Origin of the sequence: Pseudomonas sp. LM13 (assembly GCF_041381355.1) — a bacterium.
Taxonomy (GTDB): domain Bacteria; phylum Pseudomonadota; class Gammaproteobacteria; order Pseudomonadales; family Pseudomonadaceae; genus Stutzerimonas; species Stutzerimonas frequens.
The window spans coordinates 192,916-210,432 of sequence record NZ_JACBXH010000004.1; the positions used below are offsets into that span (position 1 = coordinate 192,916).

General features: G+C 59.8%; 11 protein-coding genes and 2 pseudogenes. 11 read left to right on the forward strand and 2 right to left on the reverse strand.

Features of this window, described 5'->3' with window-relative positions:
- The first annotated feature begins 225 nt into the window (after window positions 1–225).
- Together HZR81_RS05755 and HZR81_RS05760 are read left to right on the forward strand one after the other, a co-directional pair.
- On the forward strand, window positions 226–1,134 hold the full coding sequence (locus tag HZR81_RS05755; RefSeq protein WP_014596073.1) for a WYL domain-containing transcriptional regulator: 909 nt from the start codon (window positions 226–228) through the stop codon (window positions 1,132–1,134).
- A gap of 338 nt (window positions 1,135–1,472) precedes the next feature.
- The gene (locus HZR81_RS05760) at window positions 1,473–2,831 is read left to right on the forward strand and encodes a DEAD/DEAH box helicase (protein ID WP_014596074.1); all 1,359 of its coding nucleotides are present in this window, start codon (window positions 1,473–1,475) and stop codon (window positions 2,829–2,831) included.
- A 92-nt stretch (window positions 2,832–2,923) separates the two neighbouring features.
- Here HZR81_RS05760 and HZR81_RS05765 read toward each other — a convergent pair.
- Window positions 2,924–4,183 (reverse strand): annotated as a pseudogene (locus tag HZR81_RS05765) (Tn3 family transposase); the annotation flags it as partial.
- Between HZR81_RS05765 and HZR81_RS05770 the strand changes: the two are divergent.
- The 9 genes and pseudogenes from HZR81_RS05770 to HZR81_RS05810 form a co-directional block, all read left to right on the forward strand.
- Window positions 4,179–4,424 (forward strand): annotated as a pseudogene (locus tag HZR81_RS05770) (DUF3363 domain-containing protein); the annotation flags it as partial. The pseudogenes HZR81_RS05765 and HZR81_RS05770 overlap by 5 nt on opposite strands.
- Window positions 4,425–4,921: 497 nt before the next feature.
- Window positions 4,922–6,160 carry a TolC family protein gene (locus tag HZR81_RS05775; protein ID WP_500127550.1) on the forward strand — a complete coding sequence of 413 codons (1,239 nt, stop codon included), beginning with the start codon at window positions 4,922–4,924 and terminating at the stop codon, window positions 6,158–6,160.
- 10 nt (window positions 6,161–6,170) lie between these two features.
- On the forward strand, window positions 6,171–7,379 hold the full coding sequence (locus tag HZR81_RS05780) for an efflux RND transporter periplasmic adaptor subunit (protein ID WP_111482072.1): 1,209 nt from the start codon (window positions 6,171–6,173) through the stop codon (window positions 7,377–7,379).
- A 10-nt stretch (window positions 7,380–7,389) separates the two neighbouring features.
- Entirely contained in the window at window positions 7,390–10,614 is a 3,225-nt protein-coding gene (locus tag HZR81_RS05785) for an efflux RND transporter permease subunit (RefSeq protein ID WP_500127551.1), read from the forward strand.
- Window positions 10,611–11,042 (forward strand): GtrA family protein, encoded by a 432-nt coding sequence (locus HZR81_RS05790; protein WP_500127552.1) that lies wholly within the window; start codon window positions 10,611–10,613, stop codon window positions 11,040–11,042. Before HZR81_RS05785 ends, HZR81_RS05790 begins: the two co-directional genes overlap by 4 nt.
- Window positions 11,039–12,031 carry a glycosyltransferase family 2 protein gene (locus HZR81_RS05795; protein ID WP_279642972.1) on the forward strand — a complete coding sequence of 331 codons (993 nt, stop codon included), beginning with the start codon at window positions 11,039–11,041 and terminating at the stop codon, window positions 12,029–12,031. The genes HZR81_RS05790 and HZR81_RS05795 overlap by 4 nt, the downstream gene beginning before the upstream one ends.
- Entirely contained in the window at window positions 12,028–13,512 is a 1,485-nt protein-coding gene (locus HZR81_RS05800; RefSeq protein WP_044316147.1) for an ArnT family glycosyltransferase, read from the forward strand. Before HZR81_RS05795 ends, HZR81_RS05800 begins: the two co-directional genes overlap by 4 nt.
- Window positions 13,509–15,974: a heavy metal translocating P-type ATPase gene (locus HZR81_RS05805; protein WP_044316148.1), complete on the forward strand. Its 2,466-nt coding sequence runs from the start codon at window positions 13,509–13,511 to the stop codon at window positions 15,972–15,974. Before HZR81_RS05800 ends, HZR81_RS05805 begins: the two co-directional genes overlap by 4 nt.
- Window positions 15,975–16,007: 33 nt before the next feature.
- Entirely contained in the window at window positions 16,008–16,787 is a 780-nt protein-coding gene (locus tag HZR81_RS05810) for a LysR family transcriptional regulator (protein WP_044316149.1), read from the forward strand.
- A gap of 30 nt (window positions 16,788–16,817) precedes the next feature.
- On the opposite strand, the gene HZR81_RS05815 is transcribed toward HZR81_RS05810, so the two are convergent.
- On the reverse strand, window positions 16,818–17,517 hold a 700-nt coding region (locus HZR81_RS05815; RefSeq protein ID WP_500127553.1), incomplete at its 5' end, for a conjugal transfer nickase/helicase domain-containing protein.

Consider the following 17,517-nt stretch of genomic DNA (forward strand, 5'->3'; position numbering starts at 1 on the left):
GATGGCCTGCTGGATGCACCCCATTCCACGCCGTTCCTGGTGCGCTCCGCTGGGCTGATTGCCTACTCGTCCACGTCAGATCACTCATTTGCGCCTCAAAAAATGGTTATCATAATGCAGCGCACTAGCAAACCAGCTTGGATTTATAGACGTCTTTTCAAGCAGCTCATATACTTTCTGCAGAAATCTGCATAAGCATTCGCTAACCCGAACGAGCCAACCAAGATGCCCCACGAACAGCTTGCCGATCTAACCCAGCCACAGCGTGACCGGCTCGCGTTCGTGGAGTTGCGCGTGCGCTTCATTGGGGAGATGCGCCGCCAGGACTTGGTCGCGCGGTTTGGTATCCAGTCCGCTGCTGCGTCCAGGGACCTGGCGCTGTACAAGGAAATCGCCCCCGGCAACATCGACTACGACGGCAAAGGCAAGTTCTACGTCCTCGGCCCGAGCTTCCAGCCGATCTTCGATTTCCCGCCCGAGCGGGTGTTGTCGTGGCTGACGCAGGGTTTTGGCGACGGTGAACCGATGCGCATCAAAGCCTGGGTGGCCAGCGAGAGCCCGTCCCGGCTCACCCACCCTGACCTGGACATCCTGGCGAGCGTGACTCGTGCCATCCACTACGAATGCCCGATGGGGATCGAGTACCACTCCATCTCCAGTGGCCGCACCGTGCGGGAGATCGTCCCGTTCGCGCTGATCGACAACGGCCTGCGTTGGCACGTCCGCGCCTTCGACCGCAAATCGCAGGAATTCCGGGATTTCGTCATCACCCGGATCAAGCGTCCCGTGGTGCGCAAGGGGCAGCTCGTGGCGCCCCACGAGATGAGCGATCAGGACATTCAATGGACACGGATCGTCGAACTTGAGCTGGTTCCTCACCCGGATCAGCCCCGGCCAGAAATCACTGAAATGGACTACGGCATGCGAGGCGGCGTGTTGCACATGAAACTGCGTGCCGCCACCGCCGGATACATCCTGCGCAAATGGAGTGTGGACTGCTCCCCCGACCATAGCCTGCGCGGCCCTGAGTACCGGCTTTGGTTGAAGGACCACCTCGCCATCTACGGCGTGCGCAATGCAGTGCTGGCGCCGGGGTATGCATCGCCGAGTGCAGAAACGTCGATTGCTGACTGAACGGAAACGACCATGAAGCTGATCCAAAACACCGGAACACAGCGCGTCATCGACTTGATGCAGCCCCACCTCAAGCACGGAACCGACTCGACTGTGTAACGCCTTCGTTCTCTCTCTACGCCTTTGCAGAAATCCGGGAGGCGTTGTCTGCTCTGGATCGAGTTCAATTGATCGTGCCTCCTGACAACGAGGCACTTGAACTCTTGGGTACGGAGAGCGACCGCGCTGCACGCAATCGTCTGCAGGCACGCTGGTTGGCCAATCAATGCGCGAAATGGATCACAGAGAAAGTGGCGCTTCGGCGGGCATCAAAAGGGGTGCCACAGGGAGCTGCCGTTATGCGCGGGCCGGACGGGGCTCCTGCGCAAGTGATTCTGGGTTCTTTTGCCTTCAACACGTCTGGCCTTGGCCTGACGCCGGGCAACCCTCTGAACCTGATTCAGGCATCAGAAACGGTCGACGAAGCCGCGCAGCTCGCCCAATGGTTTGATCACCAGTGGGCAGGCTTGCATGGTGCTGATGCCACCGACTCCAAAGGCCAGCGCAACGAGAGCGAGTCCATCCTTGAAGCACTGCAGGCGCTGGGTGAGCACCGCGATCCCTTCACCATCTACACCTTGATGCTGCACCGCCTGTTTCAGGACAGCGGTGACGAGATGGACGAGGAGCGCATCGTCAAGTCCGCCACCGGCATCCGCAATACCGTGGTGTGGAAAAAGCTCTTCAAGTTCCAGCGCGACGGTGTGGTGGGTGCCATCGACAAGCTGAACCGCTTTGGCGGCTGCATCATCGCCGACAGCGTGGGTCTGGGCAAAACCTTCGGAGCCCTGGCCATCATCAAGTATCACGAACTGCGCAACGACCGCGTGCTGGTGCTGGCGCCCAAGCGCCTGCGCGACAACTGGACGCTCTACAAGGCCAACAACAAGCGCAACATCCTTGCGGCTGATCGGTTCAACTACGACGTGCTCAACCACACCGACCTGTCGCGCGATGGCGGGGTGTCTGGTGACATCGACCTGTCACATGTGAACTGGGGCAACTACGACCTGGTAGTGATCGACGAGTCGCACAACTTCCGCAACAAGGCCACACACAAGGGCAAGGAATCGCGCTACGACCGCCTGATGCGACGCATCATCCGCGAAGGCGTCAAGACCCGCGTGCTCATGCTCTCGGCCACGCCGGTCAACAACCGTCTGGCCGACCTGCGCAACCAGATTGCCTTTGTCACCGAAGGCGATGACGCCGCTCTGCTGGAGCATGGCATCGCCAGTATCGAGGCCACGACCCGCAAGGCGCAGGCGCAATTCAATCGCTGGCTGGCGTTGGACGAAGCTGAAAAGACCCCCAGCCAGTTGGTGGAAATGCTGGGGTTTGACTACTTCACCCTGTTGGATCATCTCACCATTGCCCGCTCCAGGCGGCATGTGGAGAAGTACTACGGCACCAGCGAGACCGGCCGCTTCCCCGACCGACTGCCGCCCATCAACATCAAGGCCGACGTGGACCTTGCGGGCGAATTCCGTGCCATCCGCGACATCAATCAGGAAATCCGCCGACTCACGCTCGCCAGCTACGCGCCGCTGCGCTATGTGCTGCCCCACAAGCAGGCCGCCTACGACGCCAAGTACAGCACCCAGGTGCGTGGCGGCGAAAGTTGCTTCCGTCAGGCGGATCGGGGTATACGGATTTAATGGTTGATGGGGCACCTTCACCCCATCAATCTGATACCACCCTCAGATGGTTGATAGATGGGGTCGCCTCAGAAAACGGAAAATAAAGCACGCTAAGCCGGTTGCAGCGGTCGTAGCGGCCTGAACTTGCCCGCGCCGATCTTGGCGCTGCTGCGCCAGAGGTAATCGCCGGTGAGGTTGATGTGCTCCCAACCGAGCGGCGACAGGTACTGCAACAGCGCGTCATCAACGGCATGGCCGTTGCCACGCAGCGCGTGCGCAGCCCGTTCCAGATAGACCGTGTTCCACAACACGACGGCAGCCGTTACCAGATTGAGGCCGCTAGCCCGGTAGCGCTGCTGCTCGAAACTGCGGTCGCGGATTTCACCCAGGCGGTTGAAAAACACTGCCCTGGCCAGCGCATTGCGCGCCTCGCCCTTGTTCAGGCCGGCATGCACGCGGCGGCGCAGTTCCACGCTTTGCAGCCAGTCCAGGATGAACAGCGTGCGCTCGATGCGGCCCAGCTCGCGGAGCGCCACGGCCAGGCCGTTCTGGCGTGGGTAGCTGCCGAGCTTTCGGAGCATCAGGGAGGCCGTCACCGTGCCCTGCTTGATCGAGGTGGCCAGCCGCAGGATTTCGTCCCAATGGGCGCGGACGTGCTTGATGTTGAGCGTGCCGCCGATCATGGGTTTCAGCGCGTCATAGGCGGCGTCGCCCTTCGGGATGTAGAGCTTGGTGTCGCCCAGGTCGCGGATGCGCGGCGCGAAGCGGAAGCCCAGGAGGTGCATCAGGGCGAAGACGTGATCGGTGAAGCCCGCCGTGTCGGTGTAATGCTCCTCGATCCGCAAGTCGGACTCGTGGTACAGCAGGCCGTCGAGCACGTAGGTCGAATCGCGCACGCCGACGTTCACGACCTTGGTGTGAAATGGCGCGTACTGGTCAGAAATGTGGGTGTAGAACGTCCGCCCTGGGCTGCTCCCGTATTTCGGGTTGATGTGGCCGGTGCTCTCGGCCTTGCTGCCCGTGCGGAAGTTCTGGCCGTCCGACGATGATGTGGTGCCGTCGCCCCAATGCTCGGCGAAGGGATGCCGGAACTGCGCGTTGACCAGATCGGCCAGCGCTGCCCCGTAGGTTTCGTCGCGGATGTGCCAGGCTTGCAGCCAAGCCAGCTTGGCGTAGGTCGTGCCGGGGCAGGACTCCGCCATCTTGGTCAGGCCCAGGTTGATCGCGTCGGCCAGGATCGTGGTCAGCAACAGATTCTTGTCCTTGGCCAGGTCGCCCGATTTCAGGTGCGTGAAGTGCCGGGTGAAGCCCGTCCATTCGTCCACCTCCAGTAGTAGTTCGGTGATCTTGACGTGCGGCAGGATCATCGCCGCTGAAACCGGCCTGGAGCCCCATACAGTCAGTGACGGCGAGCGCGTCAGCGGCGTCTACCGTCGCAGCGTGATGCTGGCCAGCGGGCGTTTTGCGATGCTCGATGATGGCAAGGGTTTCAGCCTGGTGCCCTGGAAGGCGGTGATTGAGCAACGGCTAGGTAGCACCCTCGCAGCGACTGTCCGTGCGGGACATGTGACCTGGGAAATCGGGAGGCAACGTGGCCCCACAGTTTCATAAGGCGAGTCGGTCCCCTCGGTACGGTGGCGATGCTGGGCGCTGAAATGTGTTGCCGCTTTTCCCCGGTTCTTGGTAACATGACGAAATTATGCATACTTTTATCAGACATAGGCTCATGGTGGTGGCGTTGCTGCTTGCAACGTTCGTTGCCATATCTGTGGCTGACATGTTTCTGTGTGCATCCGAGAGCGTAGATGCTCACTATGTCATGGCGGATTCTCACGATGAGAGTGTGGATAGCCAGAGCAATGGTTCCGACTCAGACAGTGGTCATGACGCCTGTAGCCATGGGCATTGTCACCATATCTACGCTCACATTCCCCCGGGCACGGCCCCCAAAACCGAGTCCCTCAATTCGACGCATCAGTGGCCAGCCAGTGATGCCCTTGCGTCTCGCACTCCTGGCGGGTTGATGCGCCCACCCAAAGCCTGACGACTCCCGGCTGCACCCTTCGTGCGGCCGTTTCGTCAACTCATTCAGCTTTGGGAGTTTCCTCATGTTCACGTCGTTCAGTCGACCGCAGTGGGCGGTTGGCTTTGCTGTGGCTGTTACAGCGGTCTTATTCGCATTACCTTCTCGGGCCGAGCCGGCTCCGCCCTATGAAGCATTGATCGAGAGCCTCGATCGCATCCCCATCACGGTTGAAGCGGAGGCGTTGCTCGACGCTGCCAATGCGCGCGCGCAACAGGCGCGGGCTTTGCCCAATCCCTCTGTCTCCGTGGAAACCGAAAACGTTTACGGTCGCGGTCGCTTTTCCGGCTACGACGCTGCGGAATCAACATTCTCCATCAATCAGCCATTGGAGCTGTGGGGCCAGCGAGGCGCACGTATCGGTGCCGCACAGGCGGAAGCTAAGGTCGCGGCGCTGCGGCGTGATCAAACACGGTGGACGGTCGCTGGCAGTCTTGCGCTGATCTATTCCGAAGCGGAAGCGGCTTCCCTGCAATATGAACTGGCTGTCGAGGCGCTGGAACTGACGGAAGCGGACGCGAACGCAGTCATGCTGCTGATCGAAGAAGGTCGGGAACCCTCACTGCGCGGCATCCAGGCGAACAGTGAAGTTGAATCTGCCCGTGCTGCAGTGGACGAAGCGCGGGCGAACCGCGATGCCGCATTTGCCATACTGACTGCTGCCGCGATGCTGGTCCAGCCAGTGACCGCCATCGAACCCAGTCTATTGAACCGCTCCCCTGATGCCTCCTTTCAGGCCATGGGCAATCCTCTCACCGTTCAGATTGCCGAGGCAGAACTGGAGGCCGCGAATAAATCGGTGAGTGTCGAGCGGTTGCGTGCGCGTCCTGCGGTAAGCGCGTCGCTTGGTGTGCGGAGGTTCCAGGAATACGACACGGAGGCATTCACCTTCGGCATCAATGTATCTCTCCCCTTGTTCGACAGAAACAAGGGCGCGATCAGTGCTGCCCGTGCAGAGGAACATGCCGCAGCAGCCAGGTTGACCACAGCAAAGCTGCAAACCCAGGCGAATCGCAGTGCTGCCCAAGCCCGTCTTGATGCGTCCATTACCCGCATACGTGCTGCCGACAAAGGCGTTGCTTCGGCGGAGGAAGCCTACCAACTCGCGCGTGCGGGGTTCGACGCCGGGCGTATCTCGCAACTGGAGCTGCGCAGTATCCGATCGGCTCTGATCAGTGCACGCAATACGGCCGTCAATGCGCGGTTAGCGCGCGTCCGCGCGGAAGTTGAACTCGCAGGCCTTGATGGCCGCGCTCCATTCTGAGGAAGCATTCATGAACTCAACAAAAAACCGGCTCCTCATTGGAGCAGCTTTACTGATCGCCCTAGGGCTTGGCTTCGGCGTCGCCCAATTCGTGCCGCATGCGGAGCATGAAGCGCAGGCCGAGGATGGTGATCATGCCTCTCATGACGAGGGTCATGAAGAAGATGGAGGACACGATGACCACGACGAACACGAGGGAGAGTCGACAGAAGAAGGTGTTGTCGCACTGACGGAACAGCAGATCAAGGCGTCGGGCATCGGTATCGTCAACGTCAGCCGTGGCGGAGGGAATGAATATCGACTGTCAGGCCGCGTTGAACCGGCGGTTGACGCCAAGGCCATTGTCGCCGCGGTCACCAGCGGCCGGGTTGAACAGATTCTCGTTGCTACCGGTGCCTCAGTAGAGGTTGGCCAATCGCTGGCGATCATCGTCAGCGGCGAAGCCGCCACATTGCGTGCCAACGCCGATGCCGCGGTGGCAGAGGCGGAGGCTGCACGACTTGTCTATCAGCGGGATCTGAATCTCGTTGCGCAAGGCATCGTTGCCCGCCAGGAGATGGAGGCATCCCGGGCACGGTCGCTAGCCGCTGACGCGGCAGCGAGGGCTGCGCAAGCACAAGTCGCTGCCAGTGGGTCACCTGACGCCTCAGGACGACTCACCATCAACAGCCCGATTGCCGGCATCGTCAGCGCCGTCAATATCACCCCCGGTGGGGTTGTGGCTTCCGGCAGCGCGGTGGCGGAAATCGCCGATCCAGGCCGGGTGGAGCTGGTATTCAACGCACCTCCGGCGCTGGCATCCGAAGTTACCACCGGAACCCGCATCCAAGTGACGGGGGCTTCCCGTAACTTTGACGCTGTCGTGGTAGGCATCGCGGCCAATGCACGTGAGCAAAGTGGTGCAACGGTTATCCGGGCGCGCTCAACTGCCGGAGGTTTACCGCCGGCTGGTTCACCTGTCACGGCAACTGTCGTCACGGATAGACAAGAAGCTGGACTCGCCGTGCCTGCGGACGCCGTGCAAACGGTGGAAGGGCAATCCGTCGTGTTCGTGATCGGCGACAACGGTTTTCGCGCCACACCGGTGCTCGTTGGTCGGCGTGCCGGTGGCTTCATTGAAATTCTCAATGGGCTGTCTGGCAATGAACGCATTGCTGGCACCAATGCCTTTCTGTTGAAAGCCGAACTCGCCAAGGGCGAGGCCGAGCACGGTCACTGAGGCGAAGCCCATGTTCAAAATGATTATTGAGAAATCAGTTCAGTTTCGCTGGGCTGTGGTGTTCGCCGCGACGCTCGTCATGGCCTACGGGTTGTTTCAGCTCAGCAGGCTTCCCATCGATGCCGTTCCGGACATTACCAATCGTCAGGTGCAGATCAACACCGTCGCACCTGCGCTAGCGCCCGCGCAAATCGAGCGCCAAGTGACCTATCCGCTCGAAACCGCACTCGCCGGAATAGCGGGGCTGACCCGCACGCGCTCCATATCGCGCAACGGGTTCTCACAGGTTACCGCCATCTTCACCGACCAGACCGACATTTACTTCGCACGTCAGCAAGTCGGCGAGCGCATGCGTGAGGTGGCGGAAGATCTGCCGGAAGGGGTGACACCGATGATGTCACCCGTCACTACGGGACTCGGCGAAGTCCTGATGTGGACGGTGGATTTCACCCCATTCGACCCGGATAAAACCGCTTCCCCCGGCGAGCCAGGCTGGCAGGCGAACGAAATCTATCTGACGCCGGAAGGCGAGCGGCTCACGACGGCCGAAGAGCGCGCCACCTACCTCAGAACGGTCCAGGACTGGATCATCGCGCCGCTGATGCGCTCAGCACCAGGGCTTGCCGGCGTCGATACGATCGGAGGTTACGTCAAGGAGTACGCGGTCAGGCCCAACGCCGAGCAACTGGCGGCCTATGGGCTTGGGCTTGGCGATCTCGTGCTAGCACTTGAACGCTCCAACATTCAGGCAGGCGCAGGTTTCATTCAGCGTGCGGGTGAAGGTTTGATCGTCCGTGCCGATGCGCTCGCGCTAACCGTTGACGATCTGGCGCAGGCGCCGATCACCCGGCGCGACGGCCTCGTCATCCGCGTCGCCGATGTGGCGAGCGTAGGTTTGGGCCGCGCACCGCGCTTGGGCGCGGCGACGCGCAATGGTCACGAAGCGGTACTCGGCACAGCCTTGATGATCGCCGGCGGCAACAGCCGCACGGTCGCACAGGCAGCAGCGGAGCGCCTTGTCGAAGTCAACCGCTCGCTGCCGCCAGACATTGTCGCCGAGCCTGTACTGAACCGCAGCGAACTGGTCAATGCAACGATCAAGACGGTGGCGAAGAATTTGACCGAAGGCGCATTGCTGGTCATCGCCGTGCTGTTCTTGCTGCTGGGCAACCTACGTGCGGCCGCCATCACCGCACTGATCATCCCATTGTCCTTTCTGTTCGCGGTCATCGGCATGAACCGCTTCGGGATCAGCGGCAACCTGATGAGTCTTGGCGCACTCGATTTCGGCATTCTTGTCGATGGTGCCGTGATCGTGATCGAAGCAACCTTGCTCATGCTCGGTCAGAGACGTGCCGAACTGGGTCGCGTCCTGTCGCCGGTCGAGCGGTTGAACGTGGCCGCTCAGGCTGCGCGCAAGATGGTTCGCCCAGCCGCATTCGGTCAGGTCATCATCCTGCTGGTATTTGCCCCCATCCTCACCCTGGAGGGCGTGGAAGGTAAGACCTTCCAGCCCATGGCGGCAACGCTCATGCTGGCGCTGGTCGGCGCATTCATTTTTTCGTTCACCTTCGTACCGGCAATGGCCGCCCTGTTCGTGCGTGAGCCCAAAATGCAGGGTGACGAGCATGGCCGTTCGGATGATGGCGAGCACGAAACCCGTCTTATCCGCTTCGTGCGTGCCAAGGTTGAACCGGTCATTCGCCGAGTGGTGATGCGGCCGCGAGCGGTATTCGCCGGTGCTGTTCTCATGCTGGCGATCGGATTGACGGCTTTCGTTTCATTGGGACGAGAGTTCATGCCGACGCTCGATGAAGGCAACCTGGCCATGCAGGCGCTGCGGGTGCCTTCGACTTCCCTGGAGCAATCGCTGTCGATGCAGCTTGCCTTGGAGAGGGCTTTGGCGAATGAGCCGGAAGTCAAAACCATCTTCTCGCGCACGGGCACCGCCGAAGCGGCCATCGACCCGATGCCCACCAACATTTCGGACAGTGTCATCGTGCTCCATCCCCGCGCCGAGTGGCCGGATGGATCACTGGACAAGGAAGCACTGATCCAGCGCTTCGAATCGCTGGTGAGTGATCAGATCGGTAACGCATTCGAATTCAGTCAACCCATCGAACTGCGTTTCAACGAACTGATTTCAGGCGTGAGGACCGACCTGGCTGTCATGGTTTTTGGTGACGACTTCGACATCCTGCAGAGAACGGCGGATCAGATCGCGCTCAAGCTACGCGGCATCCCGGGGGCTGCGGACGTGCGTGTGGAGCAGGTCTCTGGACTGCCTACGCTCACGGTCCAGATCGATCACGCGGCCGCAGCCCAGTATGGATTGAGCGCCGCCGATGTCAGTGAGGCCGTGGCCACCGGTATCGGTGGAACATCCGCTGGCAAGATCTTCGAGGGCGACCGCCGCTTCGACGTCGTGATTCGGCTGGAAGAAGTCGCCCGAAATGATCCTGCGCAACTGGCGGCCCTGCCCATCGTTGCAGCTGATGGCACCGTGGTGCCTTTGTCGTCGGTGGCGCGTATCGACGTACGCGAAGGGCCCAACCAGATCAGTCGCAACAATGGCAGTCGCCGCATCGTGGTGCAGTCCAATGTACGCGGTCGGGATCTGGGTGGGTTCGTGCAGGAGGCTCAGACCGCCGTGGCAGATGTGCCGCTTCCCGCAGGTGTCTATCTGACCTGGGGCGGCCAGTTCGAGAATCTGCAGCGTGCCGAGGCGCGCTTGATGATGGTGGTTCCGGTCGTGTTTCTGCTGATCGGAAGCCTGCTGTACATGGCGTTGGGCACCATCCGTGAAGCCGCGCTTGTCTTTGTCTGCGTGCCCTTGGCTTTGGTGGGTGGCGCATTGGCACTGCTGCTGCGTGGTATGCCGTTCTCCGTATCGGCAGCCGTGGGCTTCATCGCGGTGTCGGGTGTGGCCACGCTCAATGGCTTGGTGCTGATGCAGGCGATTCGTGAGCGTCTGACGGCTGGTGACCTGCCTCTGGAGGCCGCTGCCGCTGGCGCGTCGAGCCGCCTTCGCGCCGTGCTGACGACGGCACTGGTGGCCATCGTCGGCTTCATCCCCATGGCGATAGCGACAGGGTCCGGGGCCGAAGTACAGAAGCCGCTCGCCACCGTCGTTATCGGGGGATTGATCACCGCCACCGTGTTGACCTTGATGGTGCTGCCCACCTTCGCTGCTCGTGCGGTGAAGCCGGAAGAAACGGGGAGAGGCAGAGCATGACAAGCAAACTACATCCGGTTTCTTATCCCGCTCAAACATCAAAATGTCGAGAAGGCTGGCAACGACTCTGGTCCAGATTTCCTCATTTTCTGGTGGCGGGCGGAATTTCCACAGCCGTGCATTGGAGCGCGATGTCGGGCCTGATGGCCTGGGATATCCCCGCCTTATGGGCAAGTTCCGTGGGCGCTGCGGCCGGAGCGTTAACGAACTACTGGCTGCAGAAAGGCTATGTGTTTCGTTGCGTCAAGTCGCATGAACGTGTCGTGCTCCTCTATTTGGCATCCGTGGTCGGTTCTTGGGTCGCTAACCTGATACTGCTCGGGATTTTGTATCAATGGGCCGGAGTAAACATCGCCTACGCTCAGCTGATGACGACCTCGCTGGTTTGCCTGATGAACTTTCAGGTTCAGAGGAGGGTTTTCTCGTGAACCTTTCTCGTCTTCCATCGAACGGCCCCGTCCTATCCGTTGTCATTCCGGTCTTCAATGAGAAGCCCGTTCTTCCCCGCTTGTACGAGCGACTGCATAAGGCCCTCGACTCACTGGATTTCCAGTACGAGATCGTCTTTGTCGATGATGGCAGTACTGACGACAGCCATAGGTACCTTGCCGGGTTGGCCTACACCTATCCGTGGGTTCGTTTGGTAAAGCTCAGTCGGAATTTTGGCAAGGAGGCCGCGACAACAGCCGGCCTGGACCATGCGCTAGGGCACGCCGTGATCATCATGGACGCCGACCTTCAGGATCCACCTGAACTCATTCCGCTCATGGTTGAGGCTTGGCGCAGCGGGATGGATATCGTCCTGATGCGGCGTCGTTCCAGGAATGGGGAAGGTGCCCTGAAACGCTTCTGTGCCTACATGTTCTATCGACTGCTATGTCGATTGAGCGACGTGACCATTCCCAAGGATGTTGGCGATTTCAGGCTGATGAGTCGTCGCGCCATTGATGCCCTGGGGCGCCTGCGCGAAAGAAATCGCTACATGAAAGGACTATTCGCCTGGATTGGCTTGCCGACGAAGGTCATATCGTTCGACCGAGAACCCCGCGCCGCCGGCGATAGCAAATGGAACTTCATTGGACTCATGCGTCTGGCAATGGAGGGGCTGACGTCTTTTTCAGTGTCTCCACTTCGCTGCGTGACCTTTCTGGGCCTGCTGACCGCTTTGGGTAGCGCCATGTACGGTGCTCTGATCGTAGCCAAAACGTTGGTTCTCGGGTCGGACGTGTCCGGGTATCCCTCGCTCATGGTGGTGATGACGTTTATCGGTGGCATCCAGCTGCTTTCGATCGGCTTGGTTGGCGAGTACGTAGGGCGCATCTATCTGGAATCCAAACAGCGTCCCATTTATTTGGTCGAGGAGGTCTGTGAGTTACCACGGGAAGAAGTCAGGCTGGCGAGGAGCGAGGAACGATGATCCGTTCATGGTGCGCCCGCCCTTATATATGGCTGTTCCTCCTGCTGTTGCCGCAAATTTTCGGCATGATTTTGATTCCGTTCTCCGGAACGTCTGAGCCACGCTATGCTGAAATTGCTCGCCTAATGGCAGAAGGTGGTGACTGGATAACGCCCTGGTTCGAACCTGGTGTGCCCTTCTGGGGAAAGCCACCATTCTCCTTCTGGGTGCAAGCTCTTTCAATTCGTCTCTTTGGTCTGAATGAGTGGGCTGTGCGCCTCCCTTCCTGGTTGGGCTTTCTCGCCATTCTGGCTGCCATCCATGCACTGGCTCGTCAGTATTCCGGGCTGCGAACGGCGCGCTGGGCGGTGGTTGTCTATGCGTCCTGCGCTTTGCCGTACATCGCCGGTGTTGCTGTTCTGACAGATCCCTTTCTGACCTTGGGCACCACACTGTGCATGGCCGGTCTCGTGCTGGGACAGTGGTATTGGCGAGCCTTGGGATTTGCAGGCTTGGCAATCGGCCTTCTCTCCAAGGGGCCATTGGCCGGCGTGCTTGTGGCGGGATCAGTCGCTACAGGCTGGCTTATTTGCCGGCAAATCCAGTGGCCTCGCATGTCCGGGCGTGTCTGGATCTGGGGGGTAGCCGTTGTTATAGCGCTGGTCCTCCCTTGGTACGTCTTGGCTGAGCAGAAAACGCCAGGCTTCCTGAACTATTTCCTGCTCGGCGAGCATGTCCTGCGTTACCTCGATCCAGGCTGGCAGGGGGATCTCTACGGTACGGCCCACGTCGAGCCCTATGGCAGCATCTGGGGATTCTGGCTCATGGCAACCTTTCCATGGGGAATCCTGGCCCTCGCAGCGCTGTTATATGCAGCAGGCCACAGTGGCGCTCGCCAGTCACTGAGAAGAGTCCTGTCTGAGCCTGTAACGGCGTACCTGCTGGGATGGTCGGTTTTCTCGTTATTACTTTTTACGTTTGCCCGCAATCTGCTTTGGACCTATGCGCTGCCCGCCATCCCTGCATTTTCGATCCTGATGGGGAGGGCATTGTCTGCCTGGCAAGCAGCCCCCCGTAAGCCGGATTCAGGGCCTCCTCGATATGTGACTGCAACACTCGCTTCGCTGGTGCCAACCGTGATGCTGGTTGCGTCGCTGACAGCCGTGCTGCAGCCGAATCTGATCAATACCGAAAGAGAATTAGTGCGATACGTGCAGGATGCGTCCGGCGCGAATGCCAATTTTTGGTACATCGATAGCAGGCCGTTTTCCGCACGCTACTACTCAAGGGGGATGGCAGAGCTGGTGTCCATCGAGCAAGTGAGTGCTCGACTGAGGCACATGAACGGCGATGTCTATATGGCAGTTACCAAAAGACAATTCGATCAAATACAGCACCGACTACCGTCTTCCAGCCAGAGGGCGAACATAGAGAGCAAGAAATATGTCCTTGTCATAATTCCCGGAGGCAGTGGAAAAATGCGATCGAGGGAGAAGTCATGACTGAAAAACTACAGATCGACCTTCCGGTTCTACTGCCGGATATTGCGCACGATGCCGACGCCTGTGTACAGCGTCTTCTCGTTGAGTTGCGAGCACAACAGGGGGTGGAAAACGTTCATATCCGCAGCGGCACCAACAATCAGACGCATGAGGTATGCATTCACTATGCCTCCGAAGCGCTATCGCTCGCGCGCATCCGCGAACTCGTCGAAGCTGCCGGTGCGCGTATTACCCAGCGGTACGGTCATCTGATCTGGCAGGTCAAGGGCGTCACACACCAACGACTTGCACGTACCTTGACCAAACGACTGCTCTCCATGCCTGGCGTGCTTGAAGCAGAGGTCAGTATTGGTGGCGTGGTACGGGTGGAATTAGATAGGGAGAAAATCTCAGAGGATGACATTCGTGATGCGCTCGCGGAAGTTGGCGTCAACCGAAAGCCCGAAGATCCCCCAGCTGGGCGTGATAGCGATCAGCTCAAAGATGGCGACGGTGATGCGCACCGTCACGCCGGTGTGTTTGGCGAAAACAGTGAATTGATATTCTCCCTGCTGTGCGGAGGACTTCTTGCCACCGGATTCGCGTTGGATAAGTGGGCGCCCGTCGCAGATTGGCTCGCCATCGCCAACTATCTCGGTGCCTACCTCTTTGGTGGTTTCTATACCGTCAAAGAAGCAGTTCAGAACCTGAGGCTCAAACGCTTCGAGATCGACACGTTGATGCTGGTCGCCGCCGCCGGTGCGGCGGCGCTCGGTGCTTGGGCCGAAGGCGCCTTGCTGCTGTTCCTGTTCAGCCTGGGCCATTCGCTGGAGCACTACGCCATGGGCCGGGCCAAGCGGGCGATTGAAGCCCTGGCCGAACTCGCGCCGGAGACCGCCCGTGTCCGCCGCGACGGCGAGGTCAGGGAAATAGGCGTGCAGGAACTGGTTCTGGGTGACTTGGTGCTCGTGCGGCCCAACGAACGTTTGCCAGCCGACGGTTTCGTGGTGTCCGGCGAAACCAGCATCAACCAGGCCCCGGTCACTGGAGAAAGCGTGCCCGTCGATAAACGCCCGGTTCCCGACCCGGCGCAGGCCAATATCCGGCCTGATCTTTTGGACGCGGCGCATCGCGTGTTTGCCGGCACCATTAACGGTGCCGGCGCGATAGACATCGCCGTGACCAAACTTGCCTCGGAAAGCGCGCTGGCCCGCGTGGTCAAAATGGTCAGCGAAGCCGAGACGCGGCAATCTCCCACGCAGCGACTCACTGACCGCTTCGAACGCGTCTTCGTGCCGGCCGTACTGGCTACATCCTTCCTGCTCTTGTTCGCCTGGGTTGTAGTAGACGAGCCGTTCCGGGACAGTTTCTACCGCGCCATGGCCGTACTGGTAGCGGCCAGCCCGTGTGCGCTCGCCATAGCAACGCCGAGCGCCATCTTGTCTGGCGTCGCGCGCGCTGCTCGTGGCGGTGTACTGATAAAAGGTGGAGCCCCGCTTGAGAAGCTCGGTTCGCTTGATGCCCTGGCCTTCGACAAGACCGGCACCTTGACCGAAGGACGGCCACGTATCACCGATGTCCTGCCAGCACCGGGCGTCAACGAGACCGAGCTACTGGCCACGGCAGTTGCCGTCGAAGCGCTGAGCGATCATCCCTTGGCGCGGGCCATCGCACAGGATGGCGTGGAGCGCCTTGGCAGCACGACGCTTCCCGTTGCATCCGGGCTTCGTAGCCTCACCGGCAAAGGGGTGATCGCCGAGATCGAGGGACATGCCGTGGAAATCGGCAAGGCGGAAATGTTCGGCAGCGACAGGATACCCGCCTTGACGGAGCCGGTCGCCGAGGCGGTCGAACGGCTCCGCATCGAGGGGCGCACCACCATGGCGGTACGCCGCGCAGGTCGTGATCTCGGGGTCATCGGTTTGATGGATACGCCACGCGCAACGGCGCGGCCGGCGCTCGAACGCCTGCGTGCCATCGGTATCAATCGCATGATCATGATTTCTGGCGACAACCAACGCGTCGCCGATGCCGTCGCCAAGCACGTTGGCTTGGACGAGGCATGGGGTGATCTGATGCCGGAGGACAAGGTAGAGGCCATCAAAAAGCTGCGCGACACCACTGAGGTCGCGATGGTAGGAGATGGTGTGAATGATGCGCCCGCCATGGCCCATGCGACAGTCGGCATCGCCATGGGGGCGGCCGGCTCGGACGTGGCGTTGGAGACTGCCGACGTTGCCTTGATGGCGGACGATCTTTCGCACCTGCCGTTTGCGGTCGAACTCAGTCGACGCACCCGGAAGATCATCCGCCAGAACCTCTTCATCAGTCTTGGCGTTGTGGCGATTCTGGTCCCGGCAACGATTCTCGGTCTGGGAATTGGTCCCGCCGTCGCAGCCCATGAAGGTTCAACTTTGGTAGTAGTGTTCAACGCACTTCGGTTGCTCGCCTATAAAGAGCGTGAATATAAACCTGAAGGTTAAGAAAGGAGGTGTTGATTGAGTTGGTGCTAAAAAATGGACTTGCGTCATCTTCGATGTTTCATCGCCGTTGCTGAGGAGCTTCACTTCGCTCGTGCAGCCGAGCGGCTACACATTGAGCAGTCCCCGCTTTCACGCGCCATCAAGGAGCTGGAGGAAGATCTGGGTGTTCGCCTTTTCGACCGAACAACGCGCAGTACGCGATTGACCCGTGCAGGCCAGGTATTTCTGGAGCATGTTCCGCGCGTATTTTCTGCTCTTGAACAGGCAAGCAACAGTATCAGAGCTGTTGCCGCTGGCTATCAGGACCAACTGCGAGTTGCCTTGTCCGACGGGATCACCCCGCCACGCTTGAGCGCCTTGCTTGCCCAGTGTCGACAGGACGATCCAGATATCGAGATCCGCCTGTTCGAGATTCCGCTATCGCAGCAAATCCGGGGGTTGAACGACGAACTATACGATGTCGGCTTCGCGCAGTCGGCCGACGTTGGAGATGGCATTGTGGCCGAAGCGGCATGGAGCGATCCACTGGTGGTTGTAATGCCGGCACGGCACCCTCTGCTGGTTCATAAACGCATTCCATTGGACGAAGTGCTGCGCTATCCACTTGTGATGTGTGATCCGCAGTCCTGTGAGGGCTATGGGCTGTCCAACATCAAGCTCTTCTCCCGTGTGAAAATCAACATCCAGAAACCCTCAGGCGACCGCACCCCCGATCTGCTCTACGCGCTGCGCCTGTACCTCACTGGTGACGATGGTGCGAACGCTATTCACATATCTAGTGTTTCTGATGGAAATACTGATGAGACCATTTAATTTTGATAGATGATTTTCATATCTTGATCTTCATAGGCCGGGAAATTTCATTGAAAATAGATATGGGTTATTTGGAGGCGTAAATTCGAAAACCATTTCTGGTTTGATAAGTAAATAGCCATGTAGCTTCCTCGATTTTCTGGCGCCTGTGACTTCGCAAGTCCAGATGTTCAGGCCACTTGGTTGCTTGCGATGCAATTGCAGTCGCTCGAAGCGCTTCTGCACCCACTGCCAATCCTGCAGGTTCTCCTGTTTGGCCAGTTTGCCTACCTGCGGGTGTTCCTGCGCATAGCGCTGGAACACGCCAGGGCTGACCAGGTAGGCGGTGTCGCTCACGGTATGCACCAGCGCTTTCGCATCGTTGATGATGAGCCGCCGCGTGGCGATGCCATGTTTCAGCCACGCCATGAAGTGCTCGCCGGATGGCTGTGTCGTCGAGGACGTGAAGGCCGGTGACGAAGGCGCAGCGGCGGCCAAGGGCGGCTGGGTCGCATCGGGGAGAGTTGCGGGTACTTCGTCCGGGACGGTTTCCACATCCTGATCTGTGGTTGGCGAGTTTCCCGTTCCCACCATCGCCAGCATGTCCGCTATGACGTCGGGGCTGGCCTGGGCCTTGGGTGGAGGGGCTGAGGTGATGCCACTACCCTCCGCTGGCGGAGCGTTTGGATTCTCCAAAGCGGACGTCGCGCCGTTCGCAGAAAGGGTGGCTCCTGCTTCGACATCTTCAACG

Excerpts from the sequence above, each read along its gene's own strand:
- HZR81_RS05755 (WP_014596073.1), top strand. The coding sequence starts at position 226 with ATGCCCCACGAACAGCTTGCCGATCTAACCCAGCCACAGCGTGACCGG.
- HZR81_RS05810 (WP_044316149.1), top strand. The coding sequence starts at position 16,008 with ATGGACTTGCGTCATCTTCGATGTTTCATCGCCGTTGCTGAGGAGCTT.
- HZR81_RS05790 (WP_500127552.1), top strand. The coding sequence starts at position 10,611 with ATGACAAGCAAACTACATCCGGTTTCTTATCCCGCTCAAACATCAAAA.
- HZR81_RS05775 (WP_500127550.1), top strand. The coding sequence starts at position 4,922 with ATGTTCACGTCGTTCAGTCGACCGCAGTGGGCGGTTGGCTTTGCTGTG.
- HZR81_RS05805 (WP_044316148.1), top strand. The coding sequence starts at position 13,509 with ATGACTGAAAAACTACAGATCGACCTTCCGGTTCTACTGCCGGATATT.
- HZR81_RS05785 (WP_500127551.1), top strand. The coding sequence starts at position 7,390 with ATGTTCAAAATGATTATTGAGAAATCAGTTCAGTTTCGCTGGGCTGTG.
- HZR81_RS05780 (WP_111482072.1), top strand. The coding sequence starts at position 6,171 with ATGAACTCAACAAAAAACCGGCTCCTCATTGGAGCAGCTTTACTGATC.
- HZR81_RS05800 (WP_044316147.1), top strand. The coding sequence starts at position 12,028 with ATGATCCGTTCATGGTGCGCCCGCCCTTATATATGGCTGTTCCTCCTG.
- HZR81_RS05760 (WP_014596074.1), top strand. The coding sequence starts at position 1,473 with ATGCGCGGGCCGGACGGGGCTCCTGCGCAAGTGATTCTGGGTTCTTTT.